Source organism: Actinoplanes siamensis, assembly GCF_016862395.1.
GTDB classification, from domain to species: domain Bacteria; phylum Actinomycetota; class Actinomycetes; order Mycobacteriales; family Micromonosporaceae; genus Actinoplanes; species Actinoplanes siamensis.
In genome coordinates, this window is sequence record NZ_BOMW01000006.1 from 62,412 (window position 1) to 74,913 (window position 12,502).

Sequence of the window (12,502 nt, forward strand, 5' to 3'; positions counted from 1 at the left end):
ATTGCGTTGCCCGGGGTACGGCATGGTGCGAGCCTTGATGGCATCAGGGCGGGCCCGCAAGCTCTCGGCAAGCTTCGCCGGCCCGGTTGTTCGGCAACCCTCCCGCGGCGATGCGGGGCGCGGTCACCTCTCTCACCCCGCACGCGGCTCTCCGGCCGCGGAGCGCCCGCCCCGCATCGCCGCCCTGCCTGCTCCAGGTAGCTGCGCGCCGCCGAAACCTGGACGCGCGCCTCCATTCCCGGGCGGGCGGGCTGGGGGGGTCGCGACGTCGCGGAAACGGGCGCCGGCCCGACCGGGGGCGCCCGCCTCCGGCGGACCGGGGCGGGCGCGGGACTCACGTCGTACCGGAATCAGGCTTTTCGCAGTGCCGCGGCGAACGAGGTCCGGACCTGCGTCCGCAGCAGCGACCCCGAGTAGACCCGGGCTCCCACCCCGAGCAGAGCCACCGCCGTGACCGCCAGCAGGACCACGGCGACCACCGGCTCCCAGACCGCCGCGTCACCCTCGAACAGCCGGATCGGCATCGCGATCGGCGAGGAGAACGGGATGTACGACAGGACGCGCATCGCGACGCCGTCATGCGGCAGGCTGATCACCGCGAAGAACGGGATCAGGACCAGCATCTGCACCGGCACCGTCGTGCTGGCCAGCTCCTCCTGGCGGGAGGCGAGCGCGCCCACCCCGGCCCAGAGCGCGGCCAGCATCACGAAACCGAGGACGAAGAACGGCACGAACCAGCCGATCGCCGGCAGCACCGCGGAGACCAGGCCGGGCGCGGTGTCGGTGGCGCTCATGCCCACGACCGCGACCAGGGCGAGCAGCCCCACCTGGGCGAACGCGAGCACGGTCAACGCGAACACCTTGCCGGCCAGCAGCGCGCGCACCGGCACGCTGGACACCAGGATCTCCACGATCCGGGTCTGCTTCTCCTCGACCACGCTCTGCGCGATCTGCATGCCGAAGGTGAACGAGGTGAAGAAGAACAGCATCGCGAACGCGACCGGCACGATCACCTTGAGGAACGGGTCGACGTCGGACGGCTCCAGCAGGCGGACCTGCGGCGCGGTGCTGAGCGCCTCGACCACGTCGTCCGGGCTCTCCTCGTCGCCGATCACCACCGGGCCGGGCAGCACCGCGCCGTCCACCTCGCCGTCCCGGACCAGCTGCTCGGCGGTCGCCTGGTCGGCGACGATCCGCACCTGCATGCCGTGCTCCCGCAGCACGGCGGCCGAGCCGCCGTCGACGACCGCGACCTTGGTGGCGCCGCCGTTGAGCAGCGACGGCAGCATGATCGACGCGACCACGATGACCAGGAAGAACACGGTGCTGAACAGGAACGCCTTGTCGCGCAGCTTGGTCCGGATCTCCCGGGCGGCGACCAGCTTGGCGGCTTCGAACGTGGTCACTGGACAACCTCTCGGAAGATCTCGGCGAGCGACGGGCGGACCGGGCCGAACGCGTGCACCGGGCCGCGGTCCAGGGCGGCGCGCAGCACGTCCTGGTCGGAACCGGAGTCGAGGTCGAAGACGGCGTTCCTGCCGTCCAGGTCGACGAGCGTGACGCCGGGCAGGTCACGCAGCCAGCCGGCGTCGGCGCCGACCTCTATCGCGTAGCGCGGCAGGGCGTACTGCTCACGCAGCGCGGCCCGGTCGCCGGCCGCGCGGATCGTGCCGTCCGCGATGATCACCAGGTCGTCGCAGAGGCGCTCCACCACGTCGAGCTGGTGGCTGGAGAAGAGCACCGCGGCGCCGGCGGCGGCCCGCTCGCGCAGCACGGCTACCACGTTGTCCACCGCCAGCGGGTCCAGGCCGGAGAACGGCTCGTCCAGCACCAGCAGCTCCGGGTCGTGCACCAGCGCGGCGGCGATCTGCGCGCGCTGCTGGTTGCCCAGCGACAGCTTCTGCACGTGGTCGTCGGCCCGGCCGGCCAGCTCCAGGCGCTCCAGCAGGGCCATCGTGCGGTCGCGCGCCTCGGCGGCGCCCAGCCCTTGCAGCCGGCCCAGGTAGACGATCTGCTCCAGGACGCTCATCTTCGGGTAGAGGCCGCGCTCCTCCGGCATGTAGCCGAAGCGCTGCCGGATCCCCCGGTCGAGCGGCTCGCCCCGCCAGGTCACCGTGCCCGCGTCGGCGGCCAGCACGCCCAGGATGATCCGCATGGTGGTGGTCTTGCCGGCGCCGTTGGCGCCCACGAATCCGGTCAGCCGACCGGCCGCCACGGTGAACGACACGTCCTTGAGGACCTGCCGCTCACCGAACGACCGGTCGACCCCGTCGACGGTGAGAACGGTGTTCATGCCATTGACGCTAGGCTTTCGGGCCGCCGCCGGCGTCCGGCTCGCGACGGACCGTCCCGGGTCATCCCTGCGAAGGACGGACCACACCCATCTCGTACGCCAGGACCACCGCCTGTGTGCGGTCACGCGCGCCGAGCTTCATCAACACCCGGCTCACGTGCGTCTTCACGGTCGTCTCGCCCAGGTGCAGAGCGGCGGCGATCTCCGCGTTCGTCGCCCCGCCGGCCAGCTGGACCAGCACCTCGTGCTCGCGCGGGGTCAGCTCGCCGAGCCGCGCAGCCGGCTCGGGCGCCCGCTGGCGGGGCGCGCTGAACTGGGCGATCACCCGCCGGGTCACCGCCGGCGCGAGCAGCGCGTCACCGGCCGCGAGCACCCGGACCGCCTCGGTCAGCGCCTCCGGCGTCCCGTTCTTGAGCAGGAACCCGCTGGCCCCCGCCTGCAGCGCCGCGAACAGGTAGTCGTCCCGGTCGAACGTGGTCAGGATCAACACCGAGGGGCCGCTTCCGGCCGCGATCCGCCGGGTCGCCTCCAGACCGTCCATCACCGGCATCTCGACATCCATCAGTACGACGTCGGGCCGCAGCCGCAGCGCCAGCTCCACCGCCCGCTGGCCGTCCGCCGCCTCCCCGACCACCGTGATGTCGTCCTCCATCTCCAGGATGACCCGGAACCCGGAGCGCACCAGCTGATGGTCGTCCGCGAGGAGGACCCGGATGGTCACGCGGCGCTCCCCACGGTCGCCGGCCCGTAGGGCAGCCGGGCCCGCACCCGGAACCCGCCACCGCCGCGCCGCCCGTGCTCCAGCGTCCCGTCGTGCACCGCCACCCGCTCCCGCATCCCGATCAGTCCCATCCCGCCGCCACCCGCGCCGGTCCCGCCGTGCCCGTCGTCGGCCACGTCCAGCTCCAACTCCCCGGCCAGGTAGCGGACGCGGATGTCGATGGTGCCGGCCTGCGCGTGCTTGAGCGTATTGGTCACCGATTCCTGCACGATCCGGTAGGCCGCCTGGGACAGCGACTCGGGCAGCGGCGCCGGATCGCCGTACGTCCCGAAGTGAACCTGGAGACCGGCCTCCCGGGCCCGGTCGGCGATCTCCTCGATCCGGTCGATGCCGGCGCCCGGCGCCGGCTCGGTGTCCGCGCCGCTGGAACGCAGCGCGCCCAGCATCCGGCGCAGCTCGCCCACCGCGGTCCGGGCGCCCTCCTCGACGGCGGTCAGCGCGGCGACCGCCCGGGCCGGGTCCTTGTCCAGCGCCCGGCGGCACGCGGAGGCCTGGATGCCCATCACCGACACGTGGTGCGCCACCACGTCGTGCAGCTCCCGGGCGATCCGGACGCGCTCGTCGAGAACCGCCCGGCCGGCGGCCGCCTCCTGAGCCGCGCGCAGTTGCTCGGCCTGTTCCCGCAGCTGGTGCTGCCGCCACACGGCGCGCCAGGCGGCGTCGCCCATCAGGTAGGTGAAGCCGAAGAAGACGATGTTCTGCAGGTAGCTGGTGAACACCACGGACCAGACACCGGGCAGCTCGCCGGTGGCGCCGCTCAGCTCGGCGACGGTGATCATGTCGTGGTACAGCGCCCAGGAGAGGGTCAGCCAGCCGAACATCACCACCACGATGCCCAGGCGCAGGGCGCGGGCGCGCCTGCGGTCCGGGCCCCAGGCGCCCAGCGCGTAGATCGCGGCGAACAGGGCGTACGTGGTGACCATCTGCTCCGGGGAGAACCGCGCCTGACCGGCGATGAAGGCGATCGAGATCACCACGGCGACCAGGTCCGGGGCGATCCGGCGCCAGGCCAGCGGCCCGGTGGTGACCACCGCCCAGAAGATCTGCTCGGCCAGGGCCGGGGCCCGTTCGCCGTGGAACGACCCGGTGCTGCGCATCAGGTAGAGGCTGAGAACGGCGATGGCGGCGGTCGCCGCCCCGATCAGCAGGTCGTTACGGCGCTGTTCGGGGGTCGGGCCCGGCCGCCGCCACTCTTCGACGTTCCACGATGGCATGCGGAAACGATTACATGTTTTCCCGGGCGGTGGTATCACGGCGGGCCTGCGCCGGAATGCCGACCTCCGGGCCCGCGCCCGGGCCCAGCGGGATGCTCGCGTCCTCGCCGGGGCCGAGGGTGCCGCCGAGCTCGCGGATCCGACGGTGCGCGGCCGCCAGGCGGTCCTCCAGCGTGACGATCCGGACCGCGGCGGCGAGCAGGAAACCCTCGTCGAGCAGAAGCCGGACCCGGCCGGCGAGATCCAGCTGGTGGCGGGAGTAGCGGCGGTGGCCGCCGGCGGACCTCTCCGGTTCGATCAGGCCGGCGCCGTCGAGGCTGCGGAGAAAGGCCGGGGTCACCCCGATCAGTTCGGCGGCCCGGCCCATGGTGTACGCTGGGAGGTCGGCGTCCCGGTCGCTTGCCGGCCCGCGACCCGGGGACCTCGGGCCGCCGCGCGTCGGCGGCTTGGCGGGCGTCCGGTCGGCGGGCGCCGGGTTGCTGGGCATCCGGTTGATCGGCATCGCCACCTCGTGCGCAGTCCAAGGCCCCGGCGGGTAACCGGGGCCCTGGCTTTTCAATTCTCGTGCCGACTCCACTGGCCGGCGCATGTGGTCGACCGGCTGCGTGCCGCTAGCAGTCGACCGGAGTGATGGGCATCGGCTGCGATCACCTCTTGTCGGGTCGGGGACGTGGTGATTACGCGTAACTGCGGTATCTCGTCCTCCTTCTCCAACTCAGCGTCTGTGCCAGTTTGCGATGCCGGCGGTTGACCGACTCGCCAAACGTATGCCACTTCCGGCCAAATTTCTAGAGTCGCCACTGTAGATTTTTTTGTCAGCACCCATATTGAGCTGCTGTTATGCAACTTGCCGTCAACCTCTGCAAGACCCGTCGCACCATCCTGCCGCCCGCCGTCACGCCCTGCTGGACACCTTTCATCAGCCCTCGGTGAGACCCATGATGAAACCCATACCCCACTGCGCCCGGCCCGAGCTGGCGGACCCGACGTAACGGCGGATCGAGGCAGCGGCGCTCCCGAGATCGCCCTGATACGGCTGTGGCCGCTGGGCCGCCCTGGTTGCGCGGGGCGGGAGGAGACCCGGATCCGGTGGGCGGGCCGCCTTGCCCGGTGGGCATACGGTGGTGCCTGCCGTGGATTGCTACACCTGCCGCCGGAACGAGCGGATCGAGCAGCTGCCGGTGCGCGAGCTGATCGGGCTCGACGACCACTGGCGGGTGGCGCACGCCTTCGACGCGGCACTGCCGGGCTGGCTGGTCCTGCTCCCGCGGCGGCACGTCCTCTCGATCGCCGACCTCACCGACGCCGAGGCCGCCGTCCTCGGGACCTGGCAGGTGCGGCTGGCCCGGGCGCTGGGCGTGGTGACCGGGTGCGCCAAGACGTATGTGATGCAGTTCTCCGAGCAGGAGGGCTTCGCTCACCTGCACTTCCACGTGGTGCCCCGGATGCCCGGCCTGCCGGCGGAGCACCGCGGCCCGCGGATCTTCGCCTACCTGGGCGGGTCGCCCGCGGAAAACCTGGACGAGGTGGCGGCCGCGCTGCGCGACGCGCTGGCTTGACGTCCGCTCCGCCCTAGAGTCGTCCACGGTCCTGCGCGGGCTCGGGCGCCTCCCCGGAGTGTCCGGTCCGGCGACGTCCGGGCCAGCGCTCGCCTCCCTCGCCCCCCGACGACCGGCGGGCGCACCCGCGCGACGGCGCGTTCGTCCCGAGGGACCGGGTGATCCGGCCGAAGCCGGTGGCGCACGACCGGCGGCGGGAGCGCCGGCTGTGGGTGGCCACCGCCGAGCTGCTCCGCCGGCAGCTGATCAGGCGACCCGCCGGACGATCGCGAGCATGGCCTCCTCGACGTCACCGATCGGCCGTTCCGGCTGGAACACCAGCCAGTCCACCGCGACCACCAGCCCCACCCCGAAGAGCGCCGCGGACGCCACCCGCACGTCCAGGTCGGCCGGCAGGTCACCGGAGTCCACCCCGGCCTGGACGGTCTCCGCGATCACGCCGATCGCCTGTTCGCGCAGCAGCGCCAGGGTCTGCTGCCACTCCCGGTTGGTCCGCCACATCTCGGAGACCAGCAGCTGGGCGAAGGCCTGGTAGCGCTGGATGTACGCGAGCTGGGCGCGGACCAGGGCACGGACCGCCTCGCGCGGCGGCAGGCCGGCCACCGCGCGGCGGAACTCCTCGGTGAGCAGGCCGACCCCGTGCCGCAACAGCTCCTTGAACAGGTCGGACTTGGACTTGAAATTGTAGTAGACGGTGCCCTTCGCGACGTTCGCGCGCAGGGCGATGTCGTCCACCGTGGTCTCGTTGAAGCCCTGCTCGGCGATCAGTTCCACGGCGGCCTCGTACAACCTCTGCCGGGTGTCCTCACGCCGCCGGCTGCGCCCGTCCATCGCCACGGAACCAGGCTAGAGGACGAGCTCCGGGTGCAGATCCGCGGTGCTCAGGCGGCGTTTGCGGCCGGCCACCAGGATCGTGAGCAGCAGCGCCGCCAGCCCGAAGGCGGCCAGCGCCAGGGCGCCGTGCGCGACCGGGGCGGCGGCGCCGCCGTCGACCGCGTGGCGCATGGCCTCCACCACGTACGTCATCGGCAGCAGCGGGTGGATCGCCTGGAAGAACCCCGGCGTGGTCTGCACCGGATAGGTCCCGCCGGACGAGGTCAGTTGCAGCATCAGCAGGACCAGCGCGACGATCCGGCCGGGCGCGCCGAGCGCCGCGCCGATCAGCTGCATGATCGCGGCGAAGACGGCCGCCGTGCCGAGCAGCAGGCCAAGGCTCGCCCACGGGCGGACCGGGGACAGGCCGAGACCGAAACGGACCACCGCGTACAGCAGGCTCGCCTGGATCAGCCCGATCAGCACCCCGGGCAGCAGCCCGGCCAGGGCGACCCGCGGCGCGGGCGCGCCGGAGACCAGGTAGCGCCGGTTCAGCGGGCGCAGCAGCATGTAGTTGATCATTGCGCCGACCCAGAGTGCGAGGGCCAGGAAGTACGGCGCGAAGCCGACGCCGTACGTGCCGGCCGGGTGGCGCACCACCCGGTCCAGCGAGACCGGGTCGGCCAGGACGCCGGACCGCTCGTCCGCGTCGTCGTACGCCGGGATCTCGCCGGCCCCGTCGGCCAGTTTGCCGGCGAGCTGCCCGGCGCCGTCCTGCAGCTCGGTGAGGCCGTCCGCGATCCGGTGCCCGCCGGCGGAGAGTTCCGCCAGCCCGCCGTCGAGCTCCCGGGCGCCGCTGGCCAGCCGGTACACACCGGTCCGCAGCCGGCTCGCGCCGTCCGCGGCCCGCGCGGTGCCGGTCCTGAGCTGTTTCGCTCCGGTGGCCAGCTGGTCCAGGCCGTTCGCCAGGCGGTCCACCCGGGCGCGGGCGGCGGCGACGTCGTCGGCCAGGTGCGGCGCGGCGGCGGCCACCTCACGGGCGGTCTTCGCGACCTCCCGGAGCCGGGCGCGCAGGCCGTCCAGATCGGCGGCGCCGATCCGCTGCTGGATCCGCTCGGCGTCGGTGACCAGTTGGGCGGCCAGGCGCTTGGCCTGTTCCAGGCCCTTGGTGCCGGCCGGCAGGCCGTCCAGGTAGTCCCGCAGCCGCCTGGCGTCCGTGACGGCCCGGCCGGCGGCGTCGTCGATCGCGCCGACGTTCGCGGCGAGCAGGTCGGCGCCGTTCGCCACCAGGGTGGCGGCATCCCCGATGGCCTCCGCGTTGTCGCGCAGCACGGGTCCGACCCGGTCGGCCGCGGCGTCCACGGCGGTGGCGAGCCGGCGGCCGCCGTCCGCGGCCCGCGCGGTGCCGGTGGCCAGCTGGGCGGCGCCGGACTCCAGCCGGGTCAGGCCGTCGGCGAGCTGGTCCACACCCGAGCCGGCAGCGGTCAGCCGGCCGGCGATCTCACCGGCGCCGGCGTGCGCCTCGTCGATCCCGGCGGCCTCCTCCGCGGCACCCTTGTGCAGCGCCCCGGCCCCGTCGGCGAGTTGCCCCGCGCCGTCGGCGGCCTTCTCGGTCTCGGCTTTGAGGTCGGTGAATCCGATCAGCATCCGGTCGTAGTACTTCGCCGAGGCGCCGGCGCTGGCGGCCGCGCGCACCTCCTCGAAAGCGGTGCGGGCGAAGACGCCGGACAGATAGTTGGTGGCATCGTCGCTGGTGGCGCTCAATCGCGCGGCCGCCGGGCCGGCATCGGGGTCCGGGGCGGCGGCCAGATTGCCGGAGAAGTCCGCGGGGATGCGCAGTTCGATCTGGTACCTGCCGTCGCGCAGGCCGGCGTCGGCGGCCTGCGCGCCGACGACGTGCCAGTCGAAGACCTGCCGTTCGATCAGCTTGTCGGCGAGGTTCCGGCCGGCGTGGACGGTGTTGCCGTCGGGATCGGTCGCGGGCCGGTCCTCGACCACCAGGGCGGCCGGAATGTGGTTCAGACGGCCGTAGGGATCCCAGAACGCGTAGAGGTAGAGGGCGCCGTAGAGCAGCGGGACGACCGCGAGGACCGCCAATGCCGCGGCGGTCAGCCGGCCGCGCAGGAAACGGCGGATCTCGAGACCCGCCAGCGACACTGCCGAGAACCCGGTCATCGTTCCTCCTCGGTTCCGCTCGCGCTTTCCTCGTCGCGGCCGCCGGCCGCGTCCCCGGCCGCCGCCGGCACTTCCGCCTCCACCGCCTCCACCGCCGGCGCTTCGGGCGGTACGGCCGGAAGCACCTCCGCCCGTCCCGGCTCCCCCGACCGCGGGTCGCCGAGCAGCACCGTGCGCGTCACCCGTCCCGGATCCACGGTCCGCGCGGTGACCAGCACGGCCACGCCCTCCGCGGTCAGCTCATCGATCTGCTCCCAGAGCGCGGCCTGTTCCGCCTCGTCGAGCCCGCTGTCCAGCCCGTCGAGGGCGATCAGCGCCGGCCGGGACAGGCGAGCCAGGATCAACCCCAGGACCTGCTTCTGGTACGGCGTCAGCTCCCGCCCCCGCAGCCGCGGGTCCAACCCGCGCAGGTCCACCGTGGCGGCCTCCCGCGGCGAGCGCCCGAGCAGCGCCAGCCGCTCCCGCACGTGCTCACGCACCGTGAGGACCGGCTCCGGGTCGTTGACGCCTGCCACGTGCCCGAGCGACGCCGTACCACGCAGCTCGACCCTGCCCCCGGACACCCGTAACCGGCGCGCCAGGGCCAGCACCGTGCTGGTCCGGCCGCTGCCGGGCGGGCCGGCGACCGCGACGGTCTGGCCGGCCTCGACCACCAGATCGAGGTCCCGCAGGAGCGTGCGCCGATGGTGCCGCACCTCGGCGCAGGTGACGCTGAGCACCGCCATGATGGCTCCTTTTTCGAACTGACTGGTCAGTTCGAAAACATACCCGCGCCCACATCTTCGGGAATCCACAGGTGGTGGACATCACGCCGGTACGGCAGGATCGGGGTCATGTCGATGCGCTGGGGCATGACCGTGCCGCTCGGCGGCGTTCCGCTGGCCGGCCACGCCGCCGTCTTCTCGGCTCTGGCCGACGCCGGTTTCACCGACGCGTGGTCCGCCGAGGTGAACGGCGCCGACGCGTTCACGCCGCTCACGCTGGCCGCCGCCTGGGAGCCGAGACTGCGGCTGGGCACCGCGATCGCCCCGGTCTACACCCGCGGGCCGGGCCTGCTGGCGATGACCGCGGCCGCGCTCGCCGAGACCGCGCCGGGGCGCTTCCAGTTCGGCATCGGCGCGTCCTCCCCGGTGGTCGCCGGCGACTGGAACGCCGCCGACTTCGTCAAGCCGTTCGCCCGCAGCCGGGACATGCTGCGCTTCCTGCGCGCCGCGCTCGCCGGCGAGGTGGTCGACCAGGCGTTCCCGACGTTCACCGTGAAGCGCTTCCGCCTGGAGCGCCCGCCGGCCGTGCCGCCGCAACTCCTGCTCGCCGCGCTGCGCCCGCAGATGCTGCGCCTGGCGGCCGCCGAGGCGGACGGGGTGATCCTCAACTGGCTCTCCCCCGCCGACGTGCACACCGCGCTCGCCGAGACCAAGCAGGCCGGCCCCGGCTTCGCCGTGGCCGCCCGGATCTTCGTCGTCCCGACCGACGACGCGGCCTACGCCCGGACCCTCGGCCGCCGGCTGATCACGTCGTATCTGACGGTTCCGGCCTATGCCGAGTTCCACCGCTGGCTGGGCCGCGAGGAGGTCCTCACCCCGATGTGGCGGGCCTGGGAGTCCGGCGACCGCAGGGGCGCGCTGGCCGCCATCCCGGATCCGCTCGTCGACGAGCTGGTGGTGCACGGCACGCCGGAGCAGGTCCGCGCCCGGGTCCAGGCCTACGCGGACGCCGGCATCACGGTCCCGGTGATGGCGCTGCTGCCGACGCCCGAGTTGGAGCGGGGTGGCCTCCCCGCCCTGACCGAGCTGATCAGCGCCCTGGGCCGCCCCGCCTGACCGCTCCCCCGCCGTCTCGCACTCCAGGCGTCCCGCCGCGCCGCGCCGCCCTCCCCGATCAGGTCGGCGCGGGCGGCACCTGTCACCCCGCCGGGAACGCCCGCGCTTTGCGGCGTGCCGCGGTCGTACCCCAGCGAAAAGGAGCGCAACCCGGAGGATTGCGCTCCTTTTCGGCGGATCTGGACCCCGGGCCGCTCACTCGCCGTCGGCGAGAATCGCGTAGAGCTTGCGCTTGGTCTCGTTCAGCACCTCGAGCGCCCGCTGGCGCTGCTCCGGCGTGCCGGAGAAGCCCACCTGCTTCAGCGCGCCGAAGATGCCGACCGCGGCGTCGCGGAAGTCCTGCACCTGGTTGAGCGTGTCGTCGCCGAAGCGGGCCCACGGCGGGTTCTGCGCGGCGGTCTCGGCCTCCGGCCGGCCGTCGGCGGTGAGCTGGTAGCTCTTGCGGCCACCCTCGGCTGTCGCTTCGATCAGGCCCTCGTCCTCCAGCAACTGGAGCGTCGGGTAGATCGAGCCGGGGCTGGGGCGCCAGATGCCGTTGGTGCGGGCATCGAGCTCCTGGATCATCTCGTAGCCGTGCATCGGGCGCTCCAGGAGCAGCGCCAGGACGGCGGGGCGGACGTTGAGCCGGCCGCGGCCACCGCGACGTCCGCCGCGCGGGCCGAACTCGCCGGACCCGAACGGGCCGTGACCCTCCGGACCGCCGGGGCCGAAGGGGAATCCGGGCGGGAAGCCGAAACCGCGCATGCGGCGTCCGTGGTGACCCTCGTGCGGGAACCTCATAATCTTCTCCGTTCTGTCGTCGATAGTTAGACGATATATCGGCAACGTGTCGGCGGCAAGGGTTTCCGAACTGATGGGGTTGCCATGCGTGTCGAGACGCCCGCATCTGGCAATGTGGTAGCTGTGTTGACGGTGCCCATTCGCCAGCTCGGTGAGCCGGAGCGTGCTGCGGTCGAGCGGATCCTGGACGCCGACCCCTACGCGGGCGCCCAGATCGCCGAGCGGGTGGCCGCGCACGGCTTGAACTGGTGGCGTTCCGACGGGCGGGTCTACGGTTACGAGCCGGCCCGCCGCATCGAGTCGATCATCTGGTCCGGCGCGCATCTGGTTCCGGTCGGCGCCACCCCGCCGGCCGTCGCGGCCTTCGCCGACCTGCTCAGCAACGAGCCGCGGATCTGTTCGTCGATCATCGGACGGGCCGAGGCGGTGCTCGATCTGTGGGACCGGCTCGGCGTGCACTGGGGACGCGCCCGGGACGTGCGGCCCAACCAGCCGCTGTTGGTCACCGACCGGACCCCGGCCGTGGCGGCCGACCCGGGGGTACGCCTGGTCCGGCCGGGCGAGGTGGATCAGCTGTTCCCGGCCGCGGTGGCGATGTACACCGAGGAGGTCGGGGTCTCACCGCTGCAGGACGACGGCGGGCGGGGCTATCGTCGACGGGTCGCCGAGCTGGTCAAGGGCAAGCGGGCGTATGCGCGGTTCGACGGCGAACAGGTGATCTTCAAGGCCGAGCTGGCGATCATCACCCGGCGCACCACACAGGTCCAGGGCGTCTGGGTGCATCCGGATTATCGGGGGCGCGGGATCGCCACGGCAGCGATGGCCGCGGTGGTCGAGAACGCGCTGCGGCGGGTCGCGCCGACCGTGAGCCTCTACGTGAACGACTACAACACCGCGGCGCGCCGGGTCTACCAGCGCTGCGGTTTCGTGTCGGCCGGCGCTTTCGCGACAGTGCTCTTCTAGCGGCTTCTCGGATCCAGGGGTTTCGGGTCCGGGCTTCTCGGATCCCGGCTTCGCGCATCCCGGCTTCTCGCATCCACGCGACGCCCGGGGCCGGCGCCTGCCGC

General features: G+C 73.0%; 12 protein-coding genes. 3 read left to right on the forward strand and 9 right to left on the reverse strand.

All coding sequences use genetic code 11. The features are described from left to right. Window positions 1-350: 350 nt before the first annotated feature. The 5 genes from Asi03nite_RS02035 to Asi03nite_RS02055 all read right to left on the reverse strand — a co-directional run bounded on the left by Asi03nite_RS02035 (window position 351) and on the right by Asi03nite_RS02055 (window position 4,790). Entirely contained in the window at window positions 351-1,406 is a 1,056-nt protein-coding gene (locus Asi03nite_RS02035) for an ABC transporter permease (RefSeq protein ID WP_203676644.1), read from the reverse strand. Next, window positions 1,403-2,293, reverse strand: coding sequence for an ABC transporter ATP-binding protein (locus Asi03nite_RS02040; RefSeq protein ID WP_203676645.1), 891 nt, complete (start codon window positions 2,291-2,293; stop codon window positions 1,403-1,405). Before Asi03nite_RS02040 ends, Asi03nite_RS02035 begins: the two co-directional genes overlap by 4 nt. A 61-nt stretch (window positions 2,294-2,354) precedes the next feature. Further along, a complete protein-coding gene (locus tag Asi03nite_RS02045; RefSeq protein WP_203676646.1) occupies window positions 2,355-3,014 on the reverse strand; it encodes a response regulator in 660 nt (219 codons plus the stop codon). Then, window positions 3,011-4,288 carry a sensor histidine kinase gene (locus Asi03nite_RS02050; protein ID WP_203676647.1) on the reverse strand — a complete coding sequence of 426 codons (1,278 nt, stop codon included), beginning with the start codon at window positions 4,286-4,288 and terminating at the stop codon, window positions 3,011-3,013. Before Asi03nite_RS02050 ends, Asi03nite_RS02045 begins: the two co-directional genes overlap by 4 nt. Window positions 4,289-4,298: 10 nt before the next feature. Next, window positions 4,299-4,790 carry a MerR family transcriptional regulator gene (locus Asi03nite_RS02055; RefSeq protein ID WP_373872076.1) on the reverse strand — a complete coding sequence of 164 codons (492 nt, stop codon included), beginning with the start codon at window positions 4,788-4,790 and terminating at the stop codon, window positions 4,299-4,301. Between the two features lie 622 nt (window positions 4,791-5,412). On the opposite strand from Asi03nite_RS02055, the gene Asi03nite_RS02060 reads away from it, so the two are divergent. Further along, window positions 5,413-5,847: an HIT family protein gene (locus tag Asi03nite_RS02060; protein WP_239102300.1), complete on the forward strand. Its 435-nt coding sequence runs from the start codon at window positions 5,413-5,415 to the stop codon at window positions 5,845-5,847. Between the two features lie 246 nt (window positions 5,848-6,093). Here Asi03nite_RS02060 and Asi03nite_RS02065 read toward each other — a convergent pair whose 3' ends face one another. Genes Asi03nite_RS02065 through Asi03nite_RS02075 form a run of 3 tightly spaced genes read right to left on the reverse strand, consistent with a single transcriptional unit; the run spans window position 6,094 to window position 9,560 of the window. Next, window positions 6,094-6,678 carry a TetR/AcrR family transcriptional regulator gene (locus Asi03nite_RS02065; protein ID WP_203676879.1) on the reverse strand — a complete coding sequence of 195 codons (585 nt, stop codon included), beginning with the start codon at window positions 6,676-6,678 and terminating at the stop codon, window positions 6,094-6,096. A 15-nt stretch (window positions 6,679-6,693) separates the two neighbouring features. Continuing rightward, window positions 6,694-8,835, reverse strand: a complete 2,142-nt coding sequence (locus Asi03nite_RS02070; protein WP_203676649.1) for a YhgE/Pip domain-containing protein — start codon at window positions 8,833-8,835, stop codon at window positions 6,694-6,696. Further along, window positions 8,832-9,560, reverse strand: a complete 729-nt coding sequence (locus Asi03nite_RS02075) for an ABC transporter ATP-binding protein (protein WP_203676650.1) — start codon at window positions 9,558-9,560, stop codon at window positions 8,832-8,834. Before Asi03nite_RS02075 ends, Asi03nite_RS02070 begins: the two co-directional genes overlap by 4 nt. 126 nt (window positions 9,561-9,686) lie before the next feature. On the opposite strand from Asi03nite_RS02075, the gene Asi03nite_RS02080 reads away from it, so the two are divergent. Next, window positions 9,687-10,655 (forward strand): LLM class F420-dependent oxidoreductase, encoded by a 969-nt coding sequence (locus Asi03nite_RS02080; protein ID WP_203676880.1) that lies wholly within the window; start codon window positions 9,687-9,689, stop codon window positions 10,653-10,655. 195 nt (window positions 10,656-10,850) lie between these two features. Here the strand turns inward: Asi03nite_RS02080 and Asi03nite_RS02085 are convergent, their stop codons facing one another. Beyond that, complete coding sequence (locus Asi03nite_RS02085) at window positions 10,851-11,435, reverse strand: PadR family transcriptional regulator (RefSeq protein ID WP_203676651.1); 585 nt, start codon at window positions 11,433-11,435, stop codon at window positions 10,851-10,853. 123 nt (window positions 11,436-11,558) lie between these two features. Here Asi03nite_RS02085 and Asi03nite_RS02090 point away from each other — a divergent pair, with 123 nt between their 5' ends. Further along, window positions 11,559-12,398, forward strand: coding sequence for a GNAT family N-acetyltransferase (locus Asi03nite_RS02090; RefSeq protein ID WP_203676652.1), 840 nt, complete (start codon window positions 11,559-11,561; stop codon window positions 12,396-12,398). Window positions 12,399-12,502 lie beyond the last annotated feature (104 nt).

What these genes read in the sequence shown, in the direction of transcription:
- Asi03nite_RS02040 (WP_203676645.1), bottom strand. Translation starts at nt 2,293, where the DNA reads ATGAACACCGTTCTCACCGTCGACGGGGTCGACCGGTCGTTCGGTGAG.
- Asi03nite_RS02050 (WP_203676647.1), bottom strand. Translation starts at nt 4,288, where the DNA reads ATGCCATCGTGGAACGTCGAAGAGTGGCGGCGGCCGGGCCCGACCCCC.
- Asi03nite_RS02055 (WP_373872076.1), bottom strand. Translation starts at nt 4,790, where the DNA reads ATGCCGATCAACCGGATGCCCAGCAACCCGGCGCCCGCCGACCGGACG.
- Asi03nite_RS02065 (WP_203676879.1), bottom strand. Translation starts at nt 6,678, where the DNA reads ATGGACGGGCGCAGCCGGCGGCGTGAGGACACCCGGCAGAGGTTGTAC.
- Asi03nite_RS02070 (WP_203676649.1), bottom strand. Translation starts at nt 8,835, where the DNA reads ATGACCGGGTTCTCGGCAGTGTCGCTGGCGGGTCTCGAGATCCGCCGT.
- Asi03nite_RS02075 (WP_203676650.1), bottom strand. Translation starts at nt 9,560, where the DNA reads ATGGCGGTGCTCAGCGTCACCTGCGCCGAGGTGCGGCACCATCGGCGC.
- Asi03nite_RS02080 (WP_203676880.1), top strand. Translation starts at nt 9,687, where the DNA reads ATGACCGTGCCGCTCGGCGGCGTTCCGCTGGCCGGCCACGCCGCCGTC.
- Asi03nite_RS02085 (WP_203676651.1), bottom strand. Translation starts at nt 11,435, where the DNA reads ATGAGGTTCCCGCACGAGGGTCACCACGGACGCCGCATGCGCGGTTTC.